Source organism: Saccharopolyspora karakumensis (assembly GCF_004349225.1).
In the GTDB taxonomy this organism is placed as follows: Bacteria; Actinomycetota; Actinomycetes; order Mycobacteriales; family Pseudonocardiaceae; genus Saccharopolyspora; species Saccharopolyspora endophytica.
Genome location: NZ_SMLA01000008.1, coordinates 133513 through 158880, shown reverse-complemented (window position 1 = coordinate 158880; position 25368 = coordinate 133513). Strand labels below are relative to the sequence as shown.

At 68.7% G+C, this 25368-nt stretch carries 21 protein-coding genes; 9 read left to right on the top strand and 12 right to left on the bottom strand.

The features are described 5' to 3' along the window. Positions 1-11: 11 nt before the first annotated feature. Positions 12-635: a nuclear transport factor 2 family protein gene (locus E1202_RS08460; RefSeq protein WP_165943787.1), complete on the bottom strand. Its 624-nt coding sequence runs from the start codon at positions 633-635 to the stop codon at positions 12-14. Between the two features lie 375 nt (positions 636-1010). On the opposite strand from E1202_RS08460, the gene E1202_RS08455 reads away from it, so the two are divergent. Together E1202_RS08455 and E1202_RS08450 are read left to right on the top strand one after the other, a co-directional pair. Continuing rightward, positions 1011-2720 carry a flavin-containing monooxygenase gene (locus tag E1202_RS08455; RefSeq protein WP_132682006.1) on the top strand — a complete coding sequence of 570 codons (1710 nt, stop codon included), beginning with the start codon at positions 1011-1013 and terminating at the stop codon, positions 2718-2720. Positions 2721-2725: 5 nt separating this feature from the next. Next, positions 2726-3817 carry a Zn-dependent alcohol dehydrogenase gene (locus tag E1202_RS08450; protein ID WP_132682005.1) on the top strand — a complete coding sequence of 364 codons (1092 nt, stop codon included), beginning with the start codon at positions 2726-2728 and terminating at the stop codon, positions 3815-3817. A 10-nt stretch (positions 3818-3827) separates the two neighbouring features. On the opposite strand, the gene E1202_RS08445 is transcribed toward E1202_RS08450, so the two are convergent. Both E1202_RS08445 and E1202_RS08440 read right to left on the bottom strand, forming a co-directional pair. Beyond that, the gene (locus E1202_RS08445) at positions 3828-4718 is read right to left on the bottom strand and encodes a LysR family transcriptional regulator (RefSeq protein ID WP_165943786.1); all 891 of its coding nucleotides are present in this window, start codon (positions 4716-4718) and stop codon (positions 3828-3830) included. 444 nt (positions 4719-5162) lie between these two features. After that, positions 5163-6233: a metallophosphoesterase gene (locus E1202_RS08440; RefSeq protein ID WP_207918513.1), complete on the bottom strand. Its 1071-nt coding sequence runs from the start codon at positions 6231-6233 to the stop codon at positions 5163-5165. Between the two features lie 250 nt (positions 6234-6483). On the opposite strand from E1202_RS08440, the gene E1202_RS08435 reads away from it, so the two are divergent. After that, complete coding sequence (locus tag E1202_RS08435) at positions 6484-7245, top strand: hypothetical protein (protein ID WP_132682003.1); 762 nt, start codon at positions 6484-6486, stop codon at positions 7243-7245. A 357-nt stretch (positions 7246-7602) separates the two neighbouring features. On the opposite strand, the gene E1202_RS08430 is transcribed toward E1202_RS08435, so the two are convergent. The 4 genes from E1202_RS08430 to E1202_RS08415 form a co-directional block, all read right to left on the bottom strand. Next, on the bottom strand, positions 7603-7914 hold the full coding sequence (locus E1202_RS08430) for a GAP family protein (protein WP_132682002.1): 312 nt from the start codon (positions 7912-7914) through the stop codon (positions 7603-7605). Between the two features lie 130 nt (positions 7915-8044). Next, positions 8045-10084, bottom strand: coding sequence for a bifunctional aldolase/short-chain dehydrogenase (locus E1202_RS08425; RefSeq protein WP_132682001.1), 2040 nt, complete (start codon positions 10082-10084; stop codon positions 8045-8047). Between the two features lie 36 nt (positions 10085-10120). Continuing rightward, positions 10121-11572 (bottom strand): xylulokinase, encoded by a 1452-nt coding sequence (locus E1202_RS08420; protein ID WP_132682000.1) that lies wholly within the window; start codon positions 11570-11572, stop codon positions 10121-10123. Further along, positions 11572-12630, bottom strand: coding sequence for an NAD(P)-dependent oxidoreductase (locus E1202_RS08415; protein ID WP_132681999.1), 1059 nt, complete (start codon positions 12628-12630; stop codon positions 11572-11574). Before E1202_RS08415 ends, E1202_RS08420 begins: the two co-directional genes overlap by 1 nt. Before the next feature lie 75 nt (positions 12631-12705). Between E1202_RS08415 and E1202_RS08410 the strand changes: the two genes are divergently transcribed. Then, the gene (locus E1202_RS08410; protein WP_165943785.1) at positions 12706-13455 is read left to right on the top strand and encodes a DeoR/GlpR family DNA-binding transcription regulator; all 750 of its coding nucleotides are present in this window, start codon (positions 12706-12708) and stop codon (positions 13453-13455) included. A gap of 10 nt (positions 13456-13465) precedes the next feature. Here the strand turns inward: E1202_RS08410 and E1202_RS08405 are convergent, their stop codons facing one another. Then, complete coding sequence (locus E1202_RS08405) at positions 13466-14758, bottom strand: MFS transporter (RefSeq protein WP_132681997.1); 1293 nt, start codon at positions 14756-14758, stop codon at positions 13466-13468. Positions 14759-15403: 645 nt separating this feature from the next. On the opposite strand from E1202_RS08405, the gene E1202_RS31325 reads away from it, so the two are divergent. Then, complete coding sequence (locus E1202_RS31325; protein ID WP_165943784.1) at positions 15404-15562, top strand: hypothetical protein; 159 nt, start codon at positions 15404-15406, stop codon at positions 15560-15562. 39 nt (positions 15563-15601) lie between these two features. Here the strand turns inward: E1202_RS31325 and E1202_RS08400 are convergent, their stop codons facing one another. After that, positions 15602-15850 (bottom strand): hypothetical protein, encoded by a 249-nt coding sequence (locus E1202_RS08400; RefSeq protein WP_132681996.1) that lies wholly within the window; start codon positions 15848-15850, stop codon positions 15602-15604. Between the two features lie 259 nt (positions 15851-16109). Here E1202_RS08400 and E1202_RS08395 point away from each other — a divergent pair, with 259 nt between their 5' ends. Genes E1202_RS08395 through E1202_RS08380 form a run of 4 tightly spaced genes read left to right on the top strand, consistent with a single transcriptional unit; the run spans position 16110 to position 20822 of the window. Then, complete coding sequence (locus tag E1202_RS08395) at positions 16110-17432, top strand: MFS transporter (RefSeq protein ID WP_132681995.1); 1323 nt, start codon at positions 16110-16112, stop codon at positions 17430-17432. Further along, the gene (locus E1202_RS08390) at positions 17429-18634 is read left to right on the top strand and encodes a CaiB/BaiF CoA transferase family protein (protein ID WP_132681994.1); all 1206 of its coding nucleotides are present in this window, start codon (positions 17429-17431) and stop codon (positions 18632-18634) included. Before E1202_RS08395 ends, E1202_RS08390 begins: the two co-directional genes overlap by 4 nt. Beyond that, positions 18631-19803: an acyl-CoA dehydrogenase family protein gene (locus tag E1202_RS08385; protein ID WP_132681993.1), complete on the top strand. Its 1173-nt coding sequence runs from the start codon at positions 18631-18633 to the stop codon at positions 19801-19803. The genes E1202_RS08390 and E1202_RS08385 overlap by 4 nt, the downstream gene beginning before the upstream one ends. A 29-nt stretch (positions 19804-19832) precedes the next feature. Further along, positions 19833-20822 carry a LysR family transcriptional regulator gene (locus E1202_RS08380; RefSeq protein WP_132681992.1) on the top strand — a complete coding sequence of 330 codons (990 nt, stop codon included), beginning with the start codon at positions 19833-19835 and terminating at the stop codon, positions 20820-20822. A 429-nt stretch (positions 20823-21251) separates the two neighbouring features. Here the strand turns inward: E1202_RS08380 and E1202_RS08375 are convergent, their stop codons facing one another. The 3 genes from E1202_RS08375 to E1202_RS08365 all read right to left on the bottom strand — a co-directional run bounded on the left by E1202_RS08375 (position 21252) and on the right by E1202_RS08365 (position 25298). After that, complete coding sequence (locus E1202_RS08375) at positions 21252-22211, bottom strand: electron transfer flavoprotein subunit alpha/FixB family protein (RefSeq protein ID WP_132681991.1); 960 nt, start codon at positions 22209-22211, stop codon at positions 21252-21254. A gap of 30 nt (positions 22212-22241) precedes the next feature. After that, a complete protein-coding gene (locus E1202_RS08370; RefSeq protein ID WP_132681990.1) occupies positions 22242-23021 on the bottom strand; it encodes an electron transfer flavoprotein subunit beta/FixA family protein in 780 nt (259 codons plus the stop codon). A gap of 198 nt (positions 23022-23219) precedes the next feature. Continuing rightward, positions 23220-25298 (bottom strand): 3-hydroxyacyl-CoA dehydrogenase NAD-binding domain-containing protein, encoded by a 2079-nt coding sequence (locus E1202_RS08365; RefSeq protein WP_132681989.1) that lies wholly within the window; start codon positions 25296-25298, stop codon positions 23220-23222. Positions 25299-25368 lie beyond the last annotated feature (70 nt).

Below are 25368 nucleotides of genomic sequence, written 5' to 3'. Positions count from 1 at the left end.
TCTTCCCCTTCTCAATTCCGGATCGCCGCCCAACCGGGCAGGGTTTCGGGATAGTCGGCGTCGCGGGATTCGGTTCCAGGCCAACGCAATCGATCCCGCGCGGTGAGCCCCTTCGCGAGCGAGTCGAACGGCATCGCGTACTGGAACCGGATCGATCGGCGGGCGAACCGCCACCGGTCGCGGACCCTGCGGTAGACGTCGTCGTAGCGGAACACGGCGGCTACGACGGTGCGCTCGTCGGCCAATTCCGCGTACCCGGCGACCCATCCGACGGCGTCGTCCGCGGAGGTCAGCTCGACGACGTGCGCGTCGACGCGATGAATCATGGTCCGGTACGTCCGCATCGGTGCGGCATAGGCGGCCCGAAGGGCTTCTCGGCCTTCGCTCGCGCGTCCGCGACGGTCGAACACTCCGTCGTCGGTGTACATGTCGACGACGACGTCCAGGTCGTAGCCGTCGACGGCACGTGTGTAGAGCAGTGCGAGGTCGCGGATGGCTTCCCGGTCCCGCACTTCGGCCAGGGCGGTGAGCTGACCCTGCAGGTCGTCAGCCGCGGGATGCCGGACGGTGGTTCGGGCGGCAACCAGAGCGTCGGGAACGTGCGGCAATCGGACTGAGTCGGTCTCGTGCGCCATGGGAGCTCCATCCATCAGTTGCTGTGGCTCACGTGGGCGGTGGGTGAACGACCCGGACGGGAGCCGATGGGCTCCGGGCGGGTGAACAGGCGATCACCTCCCCATTTCCAAGATAATCATTCGCATTGTTTTCAGCGGTTGTCAATGCGTGACCGTTGGTCGTGCAGGTCGCGATCATCGCGGCCGATCGTCGCTGACCAGGGCTGATAGCGACAACCAATGACGTGGTGAGGAAACCGGTATTTGCGGCACCGCGACGGAACCGTCACTCTGATCATCACTGTTCGTGATCGCCGAGGCTGAACGTGGACCGACGACGGCGGCGAAGCATCGGCCCGTCCGTCCACCGTGGAGCCGCGCTCCGGAGGGAGAGTCATGAGAGCGGACGAACGAGGTGATGCGATCGCCGATCTGGACGTCGTGGTGGTCGGCGCGGGGTTCTCCGGCCTGCACGCGCTGCACCGGATGCGCGGGCTCGGTCTCGCGACCCGGGTGTTCGAGGCTGGCGGTGGGGTCGGCGGCACGTGGTTCTGGAACCGGTACCCCGGGGCTCGGTGCGACGTCGAGAGCTGGGACTACAGCTATTCGTTCGATCCGGAGCTCGACCAGGAGTGGGAGTGGAGCGAACGCTATCCAGCACAACCGGAGATCCGCGCCTACCTGGACCACGTCGCCGATCGATACCGCCTGCGCGACGGCATCACTCTCGACACCCGGGTCACGTCGGCGCACTTCGACGACGGCACGGGGCTCTGGAGGGTGCGGACCGACCGCGGACATGACGTGACCGCGCGCTACGTGGTCATGGCGACGGGGTGCCTGTCGGCGGCGCGAATCCCGGATTTTCGCGGTGCGGAGCGATTTCGCGGTCGGACCTACCACACCGGCCAGTGGCCCGAGGACGGAGTGGACTTCCGCGGTTCGCACGTCGCGGTCATCGGCACGGGTTCCTCCGGGGTGCAGGCGATCCCCTTGATCGCCGAGCAGGCCACGAGCGTGACGGTGTTCCAGCGCACCGCGACGTTCAGCGTGCCGGCGCGGAACCGCGCCCTGAGCCCCCAGGAGCAGCGGCGGATCAAGGAGACCTACCCGGAACGCCGGCGCCTCACCCGGGACTCCCCGACCGGCACCACGGTTGTGCGTGGGGACCGCTCCGCGATCGAGGTGTCACCGGAGGAACGTCGAGTCGCGTTCGAACAGCGGTGGGAGCACGGCGGCTCAGGCCTGCCCGCGGCGTTCGACGACGTGTTGTTGAACCCCCGGTCCAACGACGCCGCGGCCGAGTTCGTTCGTTCGAAGATCCGCGAGATCGTCGAGGACCCCCAGGTCGCCGAACGGTTGTGCCCGCAGGGCGTGCCCATCGGGGCCAAGCGGCTGTGCGTCGACACCGGGTATTACGCGACCTACAACGCGGAGCACGTCGAACTCGTCGACGTGCGGGAGAATCCGATCGAGGAGATCACGGCTGAGGCCGTGCGCACGTCCGCGCGCACCCACCCCTGTGACGCCATCGTGTTCGCCACCGGGTACGACGCGATGACCGGCGCCCTCGCCCGCATCGACATCCGAGGGAGGAACGGGCTGTCCCTGCGGGAGAAGTGGTCTGCCGGGCCTGTGACCTATCTCGGGCTGGCGACGGCCGGCTTCCCGAATCTGTTCGTCGTGGCGGGACCCGGAAGCCCGTCGGTGCTGACGAACGTCGTGGTCTCCATCGAGCACCACGTCGAATGGCTCGGCGAACTGCTGACCCGCGTGGAATCCGGCGGGATCCGGCACGTCGAGGCCACAGAGGAAGCGGAAGCCCGGTGGGTCGAGCACGTCAACGAGCTGGCGGTCCGAACCCTCTACCCCCAGGCGAATTCCTGGTACCTCGGTGCCAATGTGCCCGGCAAACCTCAGGTTTTCATGCCGTACCCGGGAGGGCTCGTCGCGTATCGCGAGACTTGCGCGCGGGTCGCCGAGAGAGACTACGAGGGCTTCACCCTGACACCGGCGCCCGTGGGCCGGACGTGCGCGGATTCGGCCGCTCCGCTGAAGGAGGCGCTGCCAACGACCGCGGGTGGAGAGCGGGGAGGAACGAGGTGACGGCGATGCGTGCGGCGATACTCGAGGAGTTCGGTTCGGAGCTGGTGGTCGAGGAGGTGCAGGTCGACGAGCCCTCGCCGGACGAGGTGCTCGTCCGAACGGCAGCATCGGGCATCTGCCACAGCGACCGCACGATGCAGCTCGGGGCGAAGGAGCTGCCGCTCCCGTTGGTGCTCGGCCACGAATCGGCGGGGGTGGTCGAACGCGTCGGCTCGGCGGTGACGGCGGTCGCTGTGGGCGACCACGTCGTCGTGGCCGCGACCCCGTCCTGCGGCGTGTGCGAACGCTGCCTGCGCGGGGTTCCGCAGCAGTGTCCCGCGCCTCCCGCGCAACGCGGTGAAGGGATGCCGCCGCGGCTGGTTCGCGGTGGCGCCCGGGTCACCGGTTTCACCGGGCTCGGCGGATTCGCCTCACGGATGCTCGTCCACGAGAACGCCACCGTGGCGATCCCCAAGAGCATGCCGCTCGAACGCGCAGCACTCCTCGGCTGCGCGGTGCTGACGGGCGTCGGCGCGGTGACGCACCGAGCGCGCATCGAGGCAGGGGACACGGTCGCCGTCATCGGTTGCGGTGGAGTGGGGCTGAACGCGGTGCAGGGCGCCCGGCTCCACGGCGCGTCGCGGATCATCGCGATCGACGTGCTGCCGGCGAAGCTGGAGCGGGCGCGCCTCTTCGGTGCGACTGACGTCGTCGACGCCTCGGCCGTCGATCCCGTCGACGCCGTGGCGGAGCTGACCGGCGGCGGCGTGGACCACGCGCTCGAAGCCGTCGGCCGCGCGTCGACCATCGAACAAGCGTACGCGATGATCCGGCCGTTCGGTACCGCCACCGTGGTCGGATTCTCCGCCCAAGACGAGGCCGTGCGCATCCCCGCTCGCTCGATGTTGCAGGAGAAGCGCTTGCAGGGAAGCAAGATGGGATCTCGGCACTTCCGGCTCGCAGTTCCCCGCTACTGCCGGCTGTACCTCCAAGGTCGGCTGCTCCTCGACGAGCTGATCTCGGAGACGATCGGACTCGACGAGGTGAACCGCGGGCTCGAGGCCCTCGACGGATCCGACGGAGCACGCAGCGTGATCAGGTTCTCCGAGGGTGGCTGAACCGCCGCGGTCACAGGGTCGGGTCAGGCGGAGCCGTGAGCCCCGGCGTGCCGAGGATTCCGACGAGCGCCTCCGCCGCCGGGGTGAGCTCGCCCGGGCGCCACATCGCGGTGACCTGACGCGCGAGCGGAACCTCGAGCCGGCACACGACCGCCCCGCGGGTGCGGGCGTCTCGCGCAGCGCGGGGTGGCAGGAGTGCGGCGCCAACGCCGCCGAGCACGAGCGGCACGATGACCTCGCGCGCGGTCGTCTCGGCCGCGATGCGCGGAACGATCCCCTGCACCCGCATCAGATCGGCGAGGTAGACGCGGGATGCGGTGTTGACCACGAGTCCCACGGCGGCCAGCTGCTCCGGTGTCACCGATCCTCCGTGGGTGAAGCCGCGCTCGGGCCCGACCACGAGGTAGATCGGTTCAGGTTCGAGCGAACACGTTGTCAGGCCCTCGTCGGAGCGGGGAGTCCAAGTCAGCGCGATTTCGTGGGCGCCGGTGCGCACGAGGTCCGCGACATCGGCGCTGCCCGAATCGGCGATGTGCAGGACGACTCCGGGATGGCACGCATGATAGTGCGCGAGGACGTCCGACAGCGGGTCGTAGGCGACGGACGCGACGGCAACGACGTCGAGCCAACCCGTGGTGAGGTCCCGGACGTTGACGGCCGCCGCGGCGGTCGTTTCGAACCCGCGCAAGGTCTGCCGCGCCGGTCCGAGCATGGCCTCACCCGCGGAAGTCGGGAACGTCCCACGGGCCGTCCGATGAAACAGCTCGGCCTTGACCTCGTTCTCCAGGGCCTTGATGGCTTGGCTCAACGATGGTTGCGAGATCCGCAGCGCGTGGGCGGCGGCGGTGAACGATTCGTGCTCGGCCACGGCCACGAAGTACTCTAGATGTCGCCGATCCATCGGACCTCCTCGTCGCCGTCCACCGCGGCAAAGACGCCCGCGCTGCCGTTCTGCGGACCCAGCTCGGCCCGTCGGCATGCGCGCACGTTGCCCGAATCGGACGCCCGGAACCGATCCGGAGCATTCGGAGAGGAGTGCCTAATCGCGTCGTGACGGACACCACGCCAACCATCGCGACGCGTGCGGCCACAGTCAAGAGCGATCCTTATATTCATAGTAACTGAATCAAACGGAGAAGCCGTCTGCGGAAGGGCCGCCCTCAGAAGATCGCGTGTTCCAGCACCGAAAGCGGCCCGATGGACCGGACGGAGCCGAACACCGCGACCGAGACCAGCTCAATCAGCTCCGCCGAGCCTCGTCACGATGCCGATGCTGCGACCGTCCTGCGGCCGCAGCCAATACGGCACCCTCCGAATCAGTGCACTGCGCAAGCTGTCGTCGCGCTTAACCTCTGATGGTGTGGCTGAAGGCGTGGGTCGCCATCGCGGTGGCCGGGTCGGTCGACTCCACGAGGTAGGCGTCGATCACGACTGACTCAGCGCTGATGCCCAGCGTCATGAACCCGTGGCGGCCGAAGTCCTGCCAGTAGTACTCGTTGGTGATCTTGCTCTGGCCGCCTTCGGTGTGGGCGGCGGCGCCGCAGACGATCTGCTGGGTGCCCTGCACCGGGGCGAGGACCTGGGAGCAGTGGTCGTGGCCCGACAGGATCAGATCCGCCCGGCCGACCACGAGCTGCTCGTAGAGCTCCTTCAAGTGCTTGCCGCTGGCGTAGTCGTCCTGGGTGATCCCGTTGTACTCGCCGGCGTTGCCGTACGGACCGTTATTGATGTACGGGTGATGTGCCATCACGATCTTCCAGCGTGCCCGCGACTCGCTGAGCCGCGCGTCCAACCAGGCGCGCTGTTCCTGCATGAAGGATCCGTCCCACGCGTAGTAGGGGTTGCGCTGCGGCAGGAACGACGCAACGGGGTTGGTGTCGAGGGCGAAGAACTCCACCACCGGGGCGGGCGCCGCGCTCGGCAGGGGCACGGAGTAGTAGCGGTGCGGCATGTACCACCGTGACGAGTTCTCGTGGTACGCGACCTCGAAGTCGCCGCGCTCGGGTCCATCGCCACCACCCGGCATGAGGCCACTGGTGTCGTGGTTGCCGAGGATCATCAGCCAGGGCACGTCGATCCCGGCGTTGGGCAGCTCGAACTTCGTCTGGAACTCGTCGTCGTCGGAGCTCTCCGCCCCGTCCAGATAGAGGTTGTCGCCGAGCCCGAGCGCGAGCGAGTACCCCTTCTCCTGGGCCAACCGACGAGCCGCGGCGGCGACCGCGTACTGCGGGGGTTCTCCGGTACCTGCGTCACCGGTGACCAGCACCGTCAGGTCACCATTCGTGGGCATCGGGAACTTCCGGACCGCCGCCGAGGCGGTCGCCGGGACGAGCCCCGCACCCAGGGCGGTGGCGACGGCCCCGACCAGCAGTTCGCGACGGCCGAGGGACGGGAAGGAGTCATTGTCGATTCGCACGAGCGGCGAGACTATGCAGCCGGGGGCTCACCAACCGATCCCACCGGCAAACCACGGCTAACGAACACAGAAACACTCGCCCACCCCTCCGACACCCGAGGCCGCCGCCCGCGATCCACGCGCGCGACGCTCTGCGCAGCCGCCGCAACCGGCGCCACGATCTGCGAGGCCAACGCACCTAAGATCCGCAGCATCGTTTCTTCAAGAATTCGAGCCCGCTGAATTGGGGTGGTCGCGTACGGTCCAGCGCATGGGATTTGCCGAGGACCTGGTTGCCGGGCCACGGAGCCGACGGTTGTGCTTCAACATCGGCGACCGAGAAGGCGTGGCCGACTGGGAAGTGTCGGCGTTGTTGGCTCCGCTTGCGGAATCGGTGGACGCGGCCATGTACTGGCAGGAACCCGACGAAGTGGATCGGACGTTGGCTGCCCCGGACATCGTGCAGGAGTTGCTCCCGATCGCGCGTGCCATCGCGGCGGCGCCGGGCGTGCAGTGGTGGTGCGATCCGATCGACCTCGACCGGCAGTTCCACGTGGAGTTCGACCACACCGGGCCGCCGAGAGTCGCGCGGACGTCGGAAGAGTTGGCCGACTGGCGAGCGTCGGCGCCGTTTTCGGCAGTCTGGTGGTCCACGCCGTCGCGGACCGTGGTCCACACGACCCGCGCCTTGGCCGGAATGGGCCCGCTCGGGCTCTGCCTGGAAGAAGACGGCTTTGGGTCAAAGCGGGCGTGGTGTCGGTCAGTACGGCCGGCGCGTACACCCAGCGTCTATGAGATCACCGGTCCAACGGCCTGGAGTGAATTGGCCGAGCGGTATCCGCTGGAGGTTTCCCGGCACCCTCACTGGCGGAAGGTCACTGGCTGGGAAGGACGCTGGGTGGCTCCCGGACTGGATGGCGGTTGCCGCCGACTACGACGCCGTGCACCTGACCGTCGCTGGCTACGTGAGCACAGCGGGCCGCGCACTGCCGGTCGACGGAGCCTGCACGATGCTCGCGGGATGGGACCCTGACCAGACGTTCTGGCTCACCGGCACACTCGCCGTCGGCCCCGTCACCTTCTGGCATGGTGACCCCAACGATCTCACCACCTGGACGCCGACGGGACAGTCTCGGATCGAGTAATGCCCTCTGCGCCACCGGCTGCAGAAAAAGGAAGCATTACCGTCCATCGACAGTGCTACCAGCGTCGTTGATCTACTGGCGATCTGCGAGCGAAAGAATTCGGCGAGGGCCTTTACTGCCTCCTCTCCTTCCATTGCGTCCGAAGGCCATTTGTTCCAGTTGCCGCTATCCATGTGAACCAGGCGACCCCGGGCGCAACGGACGCACTCAGCGTGAACAAGAAGAGAGGAACCGAAGACTCCGATTCACCTTTCGGCGTGCACGCCGGCGGACAGGGTCAAGGCAAAGTTCTTCGGGTTGGCCACCGCCAGGATCACGGCGATGCCCGTTGCTTTCGCAGGGCTGAATGCATCGACCGCCGCCATCCAGCCGGGTAGCTGCGGTTCGTCACCCCCGCTGTGATCGGCGTGCCACCGACTCATGGCCACCACGAGCAGAATCACTCCCAACCCGAGCTTGAGCCACGAGACCGCGGCAGGCGGTGCCCCTCCCGACGCCAGGCCCGTCACCGCGGCGAGAACCCCGAAGACGAAGACCGCGGCGACGATGCCGCTCACCCAACCGAGCTAGAAGCCGCTGCTGGTGGGCCCCGCGCGAGGTGTCAACAACACGAGGACCACCGGCGATGACCGGAATCGGGTGGCTGCGGGGCCGAGTTTGTCGGCCCCGCAGCCGGTTGCGGTTCGTTCAACGTAGAAATGCGCCGACGACACCGGAATCGACGGGCACGTGCAGCCCGGTCGTGCGGGTCAGCTCACCACTGGTGAGGGCGAACACCGCCGCGGCGATGTGCTCGGGCAGCACCTCACGCTTGAGCAGCGTGCGCTGCGCGTAGAACGCACCGAGGTCCTCCTCGGCGACGCCGTACACCGCGGCGCGCTGCGCGCCCCAGCCACCGGCGAAGATGCCCGACCCGCGCACCACGCCGTCGGGGTTGACGCCGTTGACGCGGATTCCGTGCTCGCCCAGCTCGGCGGCCAGCAGCCGCACCTGGTGCGCCTGATCGGCCTTCGTCGCGCCGTAGGCGACGTTGTTCGGGCCCGCGAACACCGAGTTCTTCGAGGAGATGTAGATGATGTCGCCGCCCATCGCCTGGTCGATCATGGCACGCACGGCCGCCTGCGAGACCAGGAACGAACCCTTGGCCATGACGTCGTGCTGGAGGTCCCAGTCCTGCTCGGTGGTCTCCAGCAGCGGTTTGGAGATCGACAGGCCCGCGTTGTTGACCACCAGGTCGATCCCGCCGAAGGCCAGCGCGGTCGCGTCCACAGCGGACTGAACGGCGTCTCGGTCGGTGACGTTGGCGGTGACCGCGATCGCCTTGTCGCTGCCGCCGATCCCGGTCGCGACCTCGGCTGCGGCGTCGGCGTTGAGGTCGGCCACCGCCACGCAGGCGCCCTCGGCGGCGAGCCGTTCGGCGATCGCCTTGCCGATGCCCGAGCCCGCGCCGGTCACCAGCGCGATGCGCCCGGCCAGCGGCTTGGGCGCGGGCATGCGCCGCAGCTTCGCCTCCTCCAGCGCCCAGTACTCGATGCGGAACTTCTCGCTCTCGGGGATCGGCGCGTAGGTGGACAGCGCTTCGGCGCCGCGCATGACGTTGATCGCGTTGACGTAGAACTCGCCGGCCACCCGGGCCGTCTGCTTGTCCTTGCCGAAGGAGAACATGCCGATACCCGGGACTAGCACGATCGCCGGATCCGCACCGCGCATCGGCGGGCTGTCCGGAGTGGCGTGCCGTTCGTAGTAGGCGCGGTACTCCTGCCGGTATTCGGCGTGCAGTTCCTTCAACCTCGCCACGACGTCCGCCAGCGGCGCCGTGGCGGGCAGGTCCACCACCAGCGGTCGAACCTTGGTGCGCAGGAAGTGATCCGGGCACGAGGTGCCGAGAGCGGCGAGGACACCGAGCTTTTCGCGGGAGAGGAACTCCAGCACGGCCTCGCCGTCGTTGTAGTGCCCGATCTGGTGCTGGTCGGTCGAGGCCAGGCCGCGGACGACCGGGGCCAGCGCGGCGGCCCGGGCGTGCCGCTCGGCTTCCGGCAGCGGCTCGTACGCGGCGACGACCGGTCCGAGGGGCTCCGGGTCGCCGTGCTCGGCGATGTGGGCGGCTGCGGTGTCGATGATCCAGCGGGAGTTCTTCTCGGCCTCCTCGGAGGTCTCCCCCCACGCGGTGATCCCGTGGCCGCCCAGGATGCAGCCCTTGGCCTGGGGGTTCGCCGCCTTGATCTCGGCGATGTCCAGGCCCAGCTGGAAGCCGGGGCGCCGCCACGGCACCCACACGACCTGGTCGCCGAAGATGGTCTCGGTGAGCCGTTCGCCGTCGGCGGCGGTGGCGATCGCGATGCCGCTGTCGGGGTGCAGGTGGTCGACGTGGGGGGCGTCGACGAGTCCGTGCATGGCGGTGTCGATCGACGGTGCGGCTCCGCCCTTGCCGTGCAGGCAGTAGTCGAATGCGGCGACCATCTCGTCCTCGCGCTCGACCCCAGGGTAGACGTCGACCAGCGCACGCATCCGGTCCAGGCGCAGCACCGCGAGGCCCTTCTCGGTCAGGGTGCCGAGATCACCTCCAGATCCCTTCACCCACAGCAGCTCGACTTCCCGGCCGGTGACGGGATCGATCGCAGCGCCCTTGGCGGAGGTGTTGCCGCCCGCGTAGTTGGTGGTCGTGGGATCGGCACCCAGCCGGTGCGACCGCGCCAGCAGGTCTTCGACAGCGGGTTGCTCAGACACTCAGGAACTCCTCGAAGTAGTGGGAAATGCGCGGGATCACGGAGTTTCGGTCGCCCGCGCCCGGTTGAGCTCGCGAACCCGGCTGAAGTGCGCTCGCCGGTGTTCGTACCGCTCGTGCAACTCGGTGTCGGGGGTGAACTCGTGCTCGATGTCGGCGGCGAACTGCTGGAGCTTGCCGACGTCGTGAACGCCGATCGCGAGACCGGCGAGGTAGGAGGCGCCTTGCGCGGCGCCGTGCCCGCCCCGCGGGCGAAGCACGGGCACGCCCAGGGCGTCGGCTTTGATCTGCAACCAAGCCGTGGACGCCGAGCCCCCGCCGGTGCTCAGCAAGCGGTCCACGGCGAATCCGCGCGCACGCAGTTCCGCGACGTCATCGGCCAGCGCCAGGGCGTTGCCCTCGAGCACGCTGAGCATGAGCTCGACGCCGTCTGCGGCCAGATCGAGGCCGTCGATGATCCCCCGGGCCCGCGGGTTCCAGGTGGGTGTGCGCTCGCCGGCGAAGCTGGGCACCGTCGTCAACCGCGAGGGGCGGGAGCGGGCGAGCAGCGCGGCCGAATCCCGCAGGTCCTCCCCCGCCAGCCGGTTCACCCAGTCCACCGTCGCGCCCGCCGTCACCTGGGCCGTGATGAGCAGGTCCACGCCGGGAACGCAGTGCCGCTCGTGGATGAAGCCGGGCACGTGGGTGCCCGGGGGAACGGCCAGCATGGTGGCGCTGGAGAACCCGGTCATCTCCACCAGCGGCCCACCCACGTCGAGGATCCCCGCTTCCACGGCGGACCCGACGGAGTCGACCCCGCCGGCGACGACCGGGGCACCGGCCGGAATCCCGGTCTCCGACGCGGCGTCGGCCGTCACCGCACCGATCACGTCGGTGGTGGCCACGATCGGCGGCAGCAGCTCGATGCCCAGCCCGCGACCGAACAACCGCTCGTCGAACGCGTTCGCCTGCTCGTCGAAGCCCTGCATCAGCGACGCCGACGAGTCGTCGAGGGTGGTTCGGCCGGTCAGGCGGCCGGCGACGTAGCCGTTGGCCGAGACGACGTGGGCGGCTCGCGCGGCGACCTCTGGCCGGTTGCGCAGCAGCCACGGCAGCTTGGCAGTGCCGAAGAACGGGTCCGGACCGTTGCGGTGACCGGGCGCGATCCGCTCGATCTCGGCGGCCTCGGCGACGGCCTGCCGGTCCAGCCAGGTCAGCGCGAGACCCACCTCGCGTCCCCGGTCGTCTACCGGTACGAGGGTCGGAGCTTGGCTGGTCACGGCCACGGCCAGCACCCGGGCGCCCGCGACGACTCCTCCGGTGACGGAGGTGATCGCGCTCCACCAGCTGCCGGCGTCCTGGTCGGAACCGCGCCCGTCGGAGTCGACCTGGGTGTCGTAGCGCGCCGTCGAGGACCGCACCAGGCGGCCCTCGAGATCGGTGGCCACTACCTTGACCCCGCTGGTGCCGACGTCGATGCCGAGCAGGATCTCGGCGTCGCCTGATGCCATCACGCCCCCGCCTTCGGCCCGACCGGGTGCAGCGCCGCTTCGGCGTCGAGGTGGCGGCGCAGCTCTTCGGCCACCCCGGCGGCGGCCCGCCGAGCCGTCTCCCGGCTGGCGCCCGCGACGTGCGGCGCGAGCACCACGTTGGCCCCGTCATCGGCCAGGTCCAGCAGACGCAGGGACATGTCGACAGGTTCGGTTGGGAACACGTCGACCGCCACTCCGCCCAGGTGACCGGCGGCGAGCGCGTCGGCGAGAGCGGTGTAGTCCACGAGTCCGCCGCGCGCGGCGTTGACGACGATCGCGCCGGGACGCATCAGTGCGATGCGCTTGGCGTTGACCACCTGCTCGGTCTCCGGGGTCAATCGGGCGTGCACCGAGAGCACGTCGCTGATCGAGAACAGCTCCTCCAGGTCGGTGCAGCGGCGGGCTTCGGGCACGGCGCCGTCGGGCAGGTACGGGTCGTAGACGACGACCTCGGCGCCCATCGCGGCCACGCTCCGGGCCAGGTGCTGGCCGACGGCCCCGGCGCCCAGCAGGCCGACGGTCGATCCCGCGATCTCGCGTCCCACCTCGTCGTGGCGGTAGAAGTCCCCGCGCCACTCGCGGCGCAGCAGGCTCCCGTGCAGGATCGGCAAGCGCCGCAACGCAGCCAGCAGCAGCGCGAGCGTCATCTCGGCGGTCGCGACGCTGTTGCGGCCCGGCACGTTGACCACCCGCACGCCGCGCGCCGCGGCCGCGTCCAGGTTGATGTTGACCGGCCCGCCGCGACCCACGCCGACGAACTCCAGCTCGGGCACCGCGTCGAGGACCCGCTCCGTGACGGGCGCCAGCTGGGTCACCAGCCCGCGGTGCCCGCGCAGGGCCGCGATGAGCTCGTCCTCGGTGCCCGAAGCCTCGCCGACTTCAGCGATGCCGCCGAACGGTTCATCCGGCCACGGCAGCTCCAGCTCGGCCACCTCGGCGCGGGAGCCGAGCCGGTCGGTGATCTCCTCGCGGAAGAATCCGGGCTTGATGAACCGGTCTCCCGCCGCGAGGACGGAGAAGGGCGAGCGGGCAGACATGGTGGTCCTTCCTTCGGAGCGGGCTCCGAGTGGTGGTGCCGTGAACGGCGTCGAGTGGGTCATACGATGCAGAGCGTGAACAGTCTGGCCATGGAGGAACGCGTCGAGTGGCTGCGCGCCGAGTTGCGATCGACCGGCTCGGTCTCCCTCGCTGACGCCGCCGAGGCCCTCGGGGTCAGCGAGATGACCGTCCGCCGGGACCTGCGGCAGCTGGAGAACGAGGGCGTCGCTCGCCGAGTGCGCGGCGGGGCCCGCCACACCGAGCCGGCGAGCTTCCAGCGCCGCGAGAGTGCCCGTGCCGCCGAGAAGCGGCTGATCGCGGAGAAGCTGCTGCCGCTGGTCCCCGCGCAGGGCCTGGTCGTGCTGGACTCGTCAACCACGATGTACCGGCTCGCGGCACTGATCCCCTCGGCCGTGTCGCTGACCGTGTTGACCAACAACATCCAGACCTTCCAGGTGCTCCAGGGCCGGCCGGGGGTAACGGCCGAGCTCACCGGCGGACGGTTCGACGAGCGCAGCGACTCCTTGATCGGCCCGCTGGCCGAGGCCACGGTCGAGCAGCTCACCCCCGACGTGTTCTTCGCCTCCACCGGCGGCATCGACGGCGGGACCTGCTTCGAATCGACGGTGGAAGAAGCCGCGCTGAAGAAGGTCTGCGCCCGGGTGTCGCACCGGACCGTCCTCGGGGCCGACTCCGCCAAGCTCGACGCGCGCGACCGCGCCGCCTCGGTCGCCTTGGAAGACGTGACCACGCTGTGCACCGAGCTCGAGCCGGACGATCCGCAGCTGGAGGAGTACCGCAAGCGGGTCCGCCGGCTGCTGTGAGCAAGAGTGTTCATGTCGCCGACGCGCTCGCGGGCTGCTGGCGTGCGTCGGCGTCGGCCAACGCGCCCTGGTCGACCTTCAGCAGGAAGCTGAGGCCGAAGCCGACCAGGTAGGTCGCGGCCAGCGCCAGTACGGTGCCGGTTGTGCCGATGCGGTCCCACAGCACGGTGACCAGCAGCGATCCCACGAACTGCGAAGCACCGGCGGAGAGGTTGAGCAGTGCCACCGCCTGGCCGCGGCGCGACGGTTCCAACGCGGGCATCAGCGCCGACAGCGGCACGTAGGCCGCGATGGCGACGCCGAACAGGACCACGGCCCCGGCCGTCAGCAGCGCGTTCGGCCCGGCAAGCACCGGCGTGAAGTACAGCAGCAGCGTCGCGGCGAACATGCCGAGGCTGCCGAACCAGCGAACCGTCCGCACCCAGCCGATCCGGTCACCGATCACGCCCCACATCAGGTTGGTGAACACGGTGACCAGGTAGACCAGGCTCCACAGCTGCAACCACCGCTCCTGGCTGAAGCCGATGTCGCGGGTGAACACGATTGGCAGCATGACGATGAACCCGTAGAGCGCGAGCTGATTGATCATCCGCTGGACCATGCCGTAGGCGAGCTGGACGTTCTCGAACGGCATCCGGACGGTTTCAACGATCGTGGCACCGAGACCGCGCAGGGTGCGGTCACCGGAGATCGAAGGCCCACGGCCTCGCACGAGGAACGTCGCCATCACACCGCCGACGGCGATGAACGCGATCGCGCTCCACAGCGTGGCCACCGTCCCGATCCACGGGATCGTCAGACTCGGCAGGTACGAGCCGAAGACGCCGACGCCCAGCGAGTACGAGCACCAGAACCAGCCCATGGCCGACGACATCCGGTTTTGCGGCGCCGCGTAGGAGATCCACACGACGAACCCGAAGACGAACATCGGGTAGGCCACGGCCCGGATCGCGTACATCACCAGCATCAGCGTGTAGTTGTGCTGCATCACGCCGAAGGCGAGGAAACCCGCGTGGAACACGATCCAGCCGATCGTGGCCACCGCCATCACCCGTCGCGGCCCGACGTACTCGGCCAAGATGCCGGAGACGAACGCGGCGATCGCGACGACCAGGCCGTACACCGTGAGCAACGTGCCGGCTTGGGACGTGCTGAAGCCCGCCTGGGTGACCAGGTAGTCGGAGAGGAAGGCCTGTTCCAGACCGTCCCCGGTCATGAAGAAGGCGATGGCGACATAGCCCCACAGCAGTGCTGGGGACATGCCGAGGAACGAGCGGGAGGCCGACGGCGATGTCGGTGTCATGCAGGTGCTCCTTCTGGGGGTACGAAGCCGAGCGTTGTCACGCTGCGAGACACTGCGACACATCTTGTTAGAATTTGTTAAGAGGTGTTCGCAATGATTTTTGTGCCTGCGCACAGCAGCACCCCGACTTCTCGAGACCGGTTCGACCACCACAGCCCCTCCAGGAATCGGGGGCTGCGGACAGGCGAGGACGAACCGGGAGGCCTCCGCCGCGCGGTGAGGCCTCACCCTCACGACTCGTTCTGGGTAGATCGGCAGCCTTCGGAGGTCGTCGGCTGCCGCACGCAGTCGATGGCCACCGTGGATAAAGGGCGTTGAAGCCGCGGACCGGGAAGCCCTCTGGCCGTCGTGCAGTCCGGAATCACACAGTCGAATTCGGCGTGACCGGTTCCGAGGTTTCCCGACGGCGGGACCAGCGCAGGAGAAGCGGATTGCGTGGTCAGCGTGTGGAAGCTGGCCGAGACGACGATCGCACCGCAACGTCGGAACACCCGTCCCCGAGCACACCCTGGCTGGCTAGCACCGCCACCGACCCCTGAGATCGGTGTCCTGGCCAGACCCCGCGATCCTCGACCTCCGGAACCCAGCCCACGGGCTGGACTCGGGCTAGGTGTGCTTGTCACGAAAGGACAACCGGCAGCCGCAGTGCCCGCACAGTTGATCGAGGCTGGCCTGTCCGGTTCGGACGCCGCGGCTGACCTCGCGAAGCCGGTCGGTGCCGACCTCGGCGACTCCGAGCTCGCGCAGTTCGGCGACGGCCTGACCCGCTGGCCTCCTGCACTCCCTCGAGCCGAAGATCGTTGATCCTCAGCTCGTGCCTCTCGGCATCAGCGACGTGCGAATTCATCCCGCGCATCCGGCCGGATGGCCGACGGGCTCCCTCAGTCTGCTTCGGCGACGTTCCGATTCCCTCCCCACATCGTTCACCGTGCGCGGCAGCCCGAGCGAGTTCGCGTCGCGCAGTGCGGCTGGAAGCAGCGCGTCCGGGTAGTCCTGGTAGCTGACCGGCAGCAGGAAGCGGTCGATCGCCGCCGTCCCGACAGAGGTAACCCGTCCCGCGCGCTTGCCTGCGTGGGCGACGAGGTTCGGCAACCGCGACGTCTCGGGGTCGTGCCGGCGACGGTGCGTTCGCGGGCCGCGGCCGCGGGCGGCGGTGCGGCTGAGCGAGCCGGCGCTTGCTGGCTCACGTCCAGCCGCCGCTGCGGCGGTGGCTCGGCCATGCGGTGTGGGGACTATCGGCTCTGGCTATAAGCCTGACTCGAGATCCGGCCTTGTTGCCCCCGTCGATCACCGGTGAAGTTATCGCAGCGCAGCGCCTGTCAACGACGTCAAAGCCACGACGGAGGCTCACATGGCATCAGCCGAGATCAGGACACCGGTGGTGTCACCGCCGCTTCCCTATCGGGATCGCAAGGCCTGGGGTGTCGTCGTCCTGCTCTTCGCCTTCTTCACCCTGAACTTCGCTGACAAGGCAGCGGTGGGGTTGGCGTCGCAGCAGATTCGCCATGACCTCGGACTCAGCGCCGGCGACTTCGGTCTGATCGGCAGCGCGTTCTTCTGGTTGTTCGCCGTCGGCGCGGTGGGGTTGTCCGCAGCCATGCGCTGGATCTCCGCGAAGTGGGCCGCAGCCATCCTCATGTTCACCTGGGTGGCGAGCATGCTGCCGCTCGCAGTGCCCACGACGTTCGGCGTGCTGCTCGTGTCGCGGATCGTGTTGGGCTTCTTCGAGGGGCCTGCGCACGCGCTGTGCCAGAGCGTCGTCGCCGACCGATTCCCGAAGGAGAAGCGCGCGTTCGCCGGATCGATCGTCAATGCGGGGTCCTCGGTCGGCCCGCTGATCTCCGCGCCGGCGTTGACCTGGGTGATCGTCTCGCACTCCTGGCACGCCGCGTTCCTCGTGCTGATCGCGGTCGGCATCCTCTGGCTCGTCGTCTGGCTCTGCTACGTCGAGCGCCAGCCGCTGCGCAGGCGCCCGGTGGCCGAGGATGTCGAAGCGGACCCGAACGGCCACATCGACGTGCCGTTCCTGCGGTTGCTGCGGCTGCCCAGCTTCTGGGGACTGAGCCTCATGTCGTTCGCGGGCTACCTCATCACTTCGCTGAAGGTCTCCTGGTTGCCCGCCTTCCTCGGCGAAGGTCTCGGCTACTCGCCGACCACCGTCGGGTGGCTGGTCACCTTGCCCTACGCGACCGCGATCGTCGTCCTCCTGTCCAGCGGTTACCTTTCCGGACGGCTCCTCGCTCGAGGCTGGAGCTCACGAGCCGCTCGCGGCTACTTCAGCGGCGCCCTCATCGTCTTCGCGGGACTGAGCATGATCGCGTTCGCGCTGGTCGGACCGGGAACGCTCCAGCTGGTCCTGGTGATCTGCACCTTCTCCATCAACAGCGTCGCCTTCTCGGTCGCCTTCGCAGGCGCGTCCGACTTCCTCCCGCAACGCCAGCGCGCCGCGTTCTTCGGGTGCGTGATCGGGTTCTACAGCATCGCGGGAATCATCGCCCCCTACGCGCTGGGGCTCATCGTCCAAGCGGGACCGACGCCCTCCGCGGGCTACGCGAACGGGTTCCTCGTCGTCGGCATCGCCATCTGCGCGTGCGCCGCGGTCGGCGCACGCCTGCTGAACCCGGAGGCCGCCCGCCAGGCGCTGGAGGCCGAGACCGCGAGGAGGGCGTCATGATCGAGGCACCGCTGAGCGGGATCCAAGTCGTGGACCTGGGCCAGTACATCGCCGCTCCTGGGGCCGGACAGCAGCTGGCCGACTTGGGCGCCGAAGTGATCAAGGTGGAGAGCCTCACCGGCGACCAAGCGCGCTCCGTCGGTTCGTTCGGTGAGGCGATGCTGCACGCGAACAACCGCGGCAAGCGCAGCATCGCAGTCGACCTGCGTCGTCCTGAGGGCTTCCGGATCGTCGACGACCTGTGCGCAGGATCGGACGTGCTGCTGCACAACTTCCGGCACGGCTCGGCCGAACGCCTCGGCATCGGGCCGGAGCAGGCGCGCTCGCGCCACCCGCACCTGGTCTACGGGTTCGTCACCGGATTCGGCACCCGCGGCCCCTCAGCGGGACGAGCGGGCCTGGACATCGCGGCCCAGGCCGAGTTCGGGGTCATGCACACCACCGGCGACGCCAGCGGCGAACCGCAGCGCGTCGGCTTCACCATCGCCGACGTGCTCGCCGCGAACGCCCTCACCGCCGGGGTTCTCGCCGCGCTGGTCCGCCGCGGACGAACCGGTAACGGCGCGCTCGTCGAGACCTCTCTGATGGAAGCGGTGGTGGCGGCTCAGGCCACGCAATGGACGGGCTACCGGCTCACCGGCGAGGCGCCCCGGCGGACGGGAAACGGCCAGCCCGCGGTGGCACCCGCCGCGGATCTCGTGCAGACCGTCGACGGCGCCGTCGTGGTCTCCGCCTACACCGCCACCAAGTGGGCAGCTCTGTGCTCGGCGATCGGCAGACCCGAACTCGCGTCCGACCCGCGCTTCGCGGACAACGAGTCGAGGGTCTCGAACCGTTCGACGCTCAGGGAGGTCTTGAGCTCGGCGCTCGGCCACCTCACCCGTGCCGAAGCCATCGCACTTCTCGCTGCGCGCGGGATCGTGTGCGGCTCGGTGCGGTCGTTCGACGAGCTGGTGAAGGATGCGGACCTCTCCGCGTCGGGCCTTCTCGTCCAGCTGGACGAGCTCGGGATCGACGCCCCGGCAACGCCCTTTCAAGTCGACGGGACGGTACGCGGCCGGACATCGGCCGCGTACCGGCTGGGCGAGCACACCCGCGACGTGCTGCGCGAACTCGGGCGCAGCGAAGACGAGATCAACCGGCTCGCGGACGACGGCGTCGTCGGCAAGCCGGAGCAACCACGAGAGAGGGAGACACGATGAGCCGCAACGCACCCGACTTCGAGGACTACTTGCGCACGATCGCCGAGTTCACCGAGGACGAGCTGATCCCGTCCGAGCCCGAGATGGTCGCCGCAGGTGCGGTTCCGGATCGGCTCGTGCGGCGCATGGCCGAGTTGGGGCTGTTCGGCATCTCGATCCCACCCGGCTACGGCGGGTTCGGCTGGACGATGGAACAGCAGGTGCTGCTGACGTTGGAGTTCACGAGGGCGTCGTGCGTCTACCGCTCGCGCTTCTCGACCGTGATCGGGCTCTGCTCGCAGGCGATCCTCGATCACGGCACGGAGGAGCAGCGCCGCGAGATGCTGCCGGACATGGCGGCCGGCCGGCAGGTCACGTCGTTCGCGCTGTCGGAGCCGGAGGCCGGCTCGGACGCCACCAATGTGCAGACCACTGCCCGGCGCACCGGCGACGGGTGGGTCCTGGACGGGTCGAAGCGCTACATCACCAATGCGCACTGGGCGGACACGCTGCTCGTCTTCGCCCGCACCGACGACGCCGAGGTGTCCGCGTTCCTCGTGGACCGGAACGCGCCCGGCGTGTCGACCCGGATTCCCGACCTCATGAACGGCCACGCCGAAGGCCCCGTCGGCGAGATCGACCTGGACTCCGTGGTCGTCGCCGAGAACCGGTTGCTCGGCGGGGTGCCGGGCACCGGGGTCGCGGCCGCGATGCGCGGGATCAACCACGCCCGGCTTCACGTCGCCGCCACCTGCGTCGGCCAGGCGACCCGGATGCTCGAGGAGGCCACTCGACACGTCCAGGAGAGGCGCCAGTTCGGCGCACCGCTCTCCGAGCTCGGCGTCGTGCAGGCCCAGCTGGGCCGGTGCTACTCCGAGATGGAAGCCGGGCGCGCGCTCACCCTCGACGCAGCACGCGCGTTCGACGCCGGAACCATTCCCCGGCACCGGATCTCGGCGGCCAAGCTGTACTGCTCGGAAATGGTCGGCCGGGTCGCTGACCAATGCGTGCAGCTGCTCGGCGGGAAGGGCATCGTCGGACCGCACCCGGTACCCCGGATGTGGCGCGACGTCCGCACCCTGCGCATCTACGAGGGCGCCTCCGCCATCCACGAGCGGAACCTCGGCCGCGCGATGACCCGGTCTGTCGCGGCGGACGGAGTGCTTCCCGACAGCTACCGCGTACGTTAGGGCTGGTCCGCGCGATCGGAGGAGGGACGATGGAACTGCGCCAGATCGAGTACTTCCTGGCCGTGGTCGAGCACGAGGGGCTCAACCGCGCCGCCCAGCACCTCTACGTCTCCCAACCGGCGCTCTCCCAAGCGATCCAGGCGCTCGAGCGCGAGCTCGGCGTGGAGCTGTTCCAGCGGGTCGCGCGGCGCAGCCTGGCCCTGACCCCGGCGGGAACGCTGCTGGTTCCGAAGGCGCGCGCGATCCTCGACGACGTCGTCGCCGCCCGCGACGCGCTGAGCGCGGCCCGAGGCCTCGAGGCAGGCTCGGTCTCCATCGCCACGATGCCGGAGATGTCCAGCGATGCGGTCGCCTCCTGGATCACGTCGTTCCGCTCCCGGTACCCGGACGTGCGGCTGGACATCTCCGAGGTCCCCGGCGTCCGGGACCTGTGCGGCGAAGTGGTCACCGGACGCTACGAGCTCGGGTTCACCACCCGGCCTGTCCCCACCAAGAGCCTCGAATTCGTCGAGCTCGGGGTGCAGCGGCTGCTGCTGGTGATGCCGCCGGGTTCTCCGGCACCACCGAGCGGGACGCTACCGCTCGACGCCCTCAGCGACCTGCCGCTGACGATCTGCTCGCTCGCCCAGCGCGAGAACGACCGCGTCGCGACCGCGCTGCGGGACGTGGGGGGCGAACCGCGGCTGATCGCGAGCATGCCCAACCGCCACGCTCAGCTCACCCTCGTCCTCGGCGGCGGAGTGCACGCATTCCTCCCCCTGCGGATGGCCGTCCAGGCACGACGGCTCGGCGCCGTCGTGATCGAAACCGAGCCGCTCGTGTCGGTGCCCTTCGGCGTCGCGCACCGGCGTGATGCGCTGAGCCCGGCAGCCCAGGAGTTGGTGCGCCACTGCAAGGCCACCCTCGACACCTGGTACGCGGCCATCGCCGAAGCCCGGACCCAGGGGGCGGGCCTGATCGACGCGGCCGACGCCGCCTACGACGACGTGCACCTCCCGATGAATCCGGGTACTGCGTGATCTCCAGCGTCTGAGCAGCAACCCCGTCGTCGCGCTGCGGTCGAAAAAGACCTCGTCAAGGGCACGACCGGGTCGGTTTCGCCGCGGCTCCCCCGATCCAAGTCGCCGGGCTCAACGACCGTGGCGCGGACGCCGTGGACCTGGGCGCTTGTCGACGAGGACGACGGCAAAAAGGCCCTGTCTCAGTGCGCAATTCACCCTCAGGTTCGCGCCGTCCTGCACGGCAGCGCCACCGGGGAAGCCGAGGACCTTCCCTGCGCTCCGCACCCGACGGTGGTGGCGGCGGTCGCCGCCACCACCGGCCGGACCAAGGCGGGCAGGAAACCGAAGCGCCGCCGCAGCAACCCACCCCATCACCTGCCCCGTCCTGGCCCGCGCTGTGATCAGCAGACCAGCCGCATCCGCCACTGCGACGGGTCGCACGCTCTCTCAGCCCAGGCGCTCGGTGATCTCCGCGGTGAGCTGCGGGGCGACCTCGAACAGGTCACCCACCACGCCGTAGTCGGCGATCTCGAAGATCGGCGCCTCCGGGTCCTTGTTCACCGCGACGATCGTCTTCGACGTCTGCATGCCCGCCCGGTGCTGGATCGCACCGGAGATGCCCAGCGCGACGTACAGCTGCGGCGAGACCGTCTTACCGGTCTGACCGACCTGGAACTGGTGCGGGTAGAAACCGGAGTCCACCGCGGCACGCGAGGCACCCACAGCGGCACCCAACGAATCGGCGAGCTTCTCCACGACCTCGAACGACTCGGCCGAACCCACGCCGCGACCACCGGAAACCACGATGCTGGCCTCGATCAACTCCGGACGGTCCCCGGCCTCGACGGGCTGGCGACCGGTGATCCGGGCGGCTTTGGCCACGTCCTGGACGGGAACCTCGACGGCCACCTCGGCGGCGGCACCGTCGGCGGCTTCAGCCTCAATCGCACCGGGCAGCACCGTGATCACCGGGGTGCCCGTTGCGACCTTCGCCTTCGCGTCGTAGGTACCGCCGAACAACGAGTGCGAACCGACGCAATCACCGTCGAGGTCGACGACCCCGGACAGCAGGCCGGAACCGAGCCGCACGGCCAGCCGCCCGCCGATCTCCTTGCCGTCCACCGACGCCGGCACGAGCACCGCCACCGGGCTGATGCGTCTCACCAGGTCGGCCAGCACATCCACCTGCGGCGTCACCAGGAACCGCGACGCCTCCTCCGACTCCGCCGCATACACCTTCGCAGCTCCGGCCGCCGCCAGATCTCCGATGACCTTGTCCGCGGTGCCGGGCTCGCCGACCACCACCGCTGACGGCTCACCGATCCGGCGGGCTGCCGTCAGCAGCTCCGACGTCACCTTCTTGATCTCGCCATCCACGTGATCGACGAGGACCAGGACTTCAGACATGACGCATTCTCCTCGCAGCACGAACGATCTTCAGAGCAGCTTCTCCTCGACCAGGAACCGAGCGACCGCGGAGCCACCGTCGCCCTCGTCGGTGACCTTCACACCAGCGGCCTTCGGGGGCTTGGGCGCCGAAGACACCACCTTCGAGGCAGCGTTGCCCAAACCGACCTCGCTCGCATCGATCCCCACGTCCACCAGCGTCAGCAGGCTGATCGGCTTCTTCTTCGCGGCCATGATGCCCTTGAAGGAGGGGTACCGGGGTTCGTTGATCTTCTCCGTCACCGAGATCACGGCCGGGAGTTCCGCCTCGACGCCGACGATGCCCGCATCCGTTTCCCGTTCGACCGAGATCGCCGAACCGTCGGTGGTCACCTTGCGGGCATAGGTCAGCTGCGCCCACCCGAGCACCTCGGCCAACATCGCCGGCACCGCACCGACCCGTCCGTCCGTCGCCTCGTTACCCGCGATGACCAGATCAACCGCTCCGACCGCGCCGACGACCTTGGCCAGCGCCTTCGCGGTCTGCACCGCGTCGGATCCGCGCAACGCCTCGTCGCAGAGGTGCACGGCCTTGTCGGCACCCATCGACAGGCCCTTGCGGACCGCATCCGCCGCCGAATCCGGCCCCATGCACACGAGGGCGACTTCGCCGCCCTGGGACTCCTTGATCAACAGTGCCTCTTCCACGGCCCGCTCGTCGATCTCATCCAGCACAGCATCCGCCGACTCGCGATCCAGCACGTGCTCACCCGAAAGCCTCCGCTCCGAATTCGTATCCGGAACTTGCTTCACCAGCACAACAACGTTCATTCGAATTGATCCTCACCTTCGTTTCCCATGTCGGGTTTCCGGCCGCGCACGACCGCACTTCGGCTCGCAGCCGCGTCACGCAGTCCCAAAGTTCCCGGGGATCAACGAAAACGGGTTCTCCCCAGCCAGCACAGAGGGCGAGCGCCTCAGCGCTACAGGCTTGAGCAAGCGCTCGTCCCAGCATGAGCCGCGCGATCTTCAGCTCCCGTTGAACGTCTTGCCCGCAGCGGCCAGATCCTTCAACAGCTGAGCAGGTTCCCGGTTTCCGTCGGTGAATTCGCGCAACGCTTCGACCACCTTGTCCAGCCCGAAGGTGTCGGCGTAGAACATGGGGCCACCTCGGTGCCGGGGGAAACCGTAGCCCGACACGTACACCACATCGATGTCCGAGGCACGAACAGCGATGCCTTCGTCCAGAATCCGAGCACCTTCATCGACGAGCGAGAAGACCAGTCTCCGCACGATCTCGTCACGCGCGAGTTCCGTTGAAGGCGCTTTCTTCCGTTCGCTGTGGGCAGCCAGCAGCGCATCGACCGCAGGGCTGGGCTTCGGCTCTCGGCTACCAGGTTGGTAGTCGTACCAACCGCTGCCGGTCTTCTGCCCGAACCGGCCCATCTCGCACAGAGCATCGGCGATCTCATCCCGGGGGAAGTCGGGGTCCTCCGCGTAACGGCGCTTGCGCACCGCCCAGCCGATGTCGTTTCCAGCCAGGTCAGCCATCCGGAAGGGACCCATCGCGAAGCCGAAGTCCTCGAGCGCGGAGTCGATCTGCGCGGGGGTAGCGCCCTCCTGCAACAGCTGACTCGCCGCTGCGCGGTACTTGGCGAGCATTCGGTTCCCGATGAAGCCATCGCAGACGCCGGAGACCACGCCGGTCTTGCCGATTCGCCGGCCGACCTGCATCGCGGTCACCAAGACGTCGTCCGCGGTCTTCTTCCCGCGCACGACTTCCAGCAGCTTCATGACGTTGGCCGGACTGAAGAAGTGCATTCCCACGACATCGTGCGGACGACTCGTCAGTCCTGCGATCGCATCGACATCCAGGGTCGAGGTGTTCGACGCCAGGATCGCACCCGGCTTCATCACGTCGTCCAGCCGCGTGAACACGGAACGCTTGACGTCCATGTCTTCGAAGACCGCCTCGACGACCAGGTCGCACTGCGCGATGTCGTGGTAGTCGAGCGTCGTAGCCAGCATGCCCAACCGGTTCTCCGCGATGGCCGAAGTCAGCTTCCCCTTGTCCACCTGGGCCTGGTAATTGCGCCGGATGGTGGCAAGTCCCCGATCGAGCGCCTCCTGCGAGGTTTCCAGCACCGTGACCGGGATCCCGGCGTCCAGGAAGCTCATCACGATTCCCCCACCCATCGTGCCGGCACCGATGACCGCCACCTGGTCCACCGGCCGGGTCGGCGCGTCTCCATCGACGCCGGGAATCTTGCGTGCCAGACGTTCGGCGAAGAAGACGTGGCGGAGGGCATGTGATTCGTCACCCCGCACCAGTTCGAGAAAGGTCTGCCGTTCCGCCGCCACACCGTCCTCGAAGGACGAGGTGGTCGCCTTCTCGACGAGGTCGAGTGCTGCGAGCGGCGCGTGGAATCCCCTGCTGCGACGTTGTGCGCGCTGCCGCGCTGCGGCCAGGACATCCGCGCTGCCCTCGGGGACCAGGAGGTCACGGATCAACGGAACCGGCCGCACCGCCGCCACCTCGGCCGCGAACCGCACAGCCGCCACGACGACATCGTGGTCCACGAGTCGGTCGATCAGACGTTGTCCGGTGGCGGAGGCCAAATGCCGGGCCGTGTGCGGCGTGCCGCTGCTCATCATCTCAGCAGCAGTGGCGAGGTCCAGCACTCTCGGAAGCCGCTGAGTACCGCCGGCTCCTGGAACCAAGCCCAGTGTGACCTCCGGCAGGCCGAGCCTGCTCGTCGGAGCGGCAACGCGGTAGTGAGCGCCGAGGGCGAGTTCCAGACCTCCCCCGAAGCATGTTCCTTCAATCGCCGCGATCACCGGTTTGGCAGCGTTCTCCATCTCCGCGATGAGCGTTCCCAGCGACGGCTCCATCCCCGACTTCGGGGTACCGAATTCCGAGATGTCCGCCCCTGCGGAGAACGACCCACCCCCTCCAGTCAGGACAACGGCCCTGACGTTCGCGTCCTCGAATGCGGCGCGCAGGCCACGTTGGACATCCGTCCGGATGGCGTGCGACAAGCCGTTGACGGGAGGATTGTCGAATCGAATGATCGCGACCGCATCCTCGACGGAGTAGTGGGTGGTCATGCGTTGAACCTCTTTCAATTCATGGATGGGGCGGACTGGATACCCTTGGGAGGACGCAGGCGAACTCGGA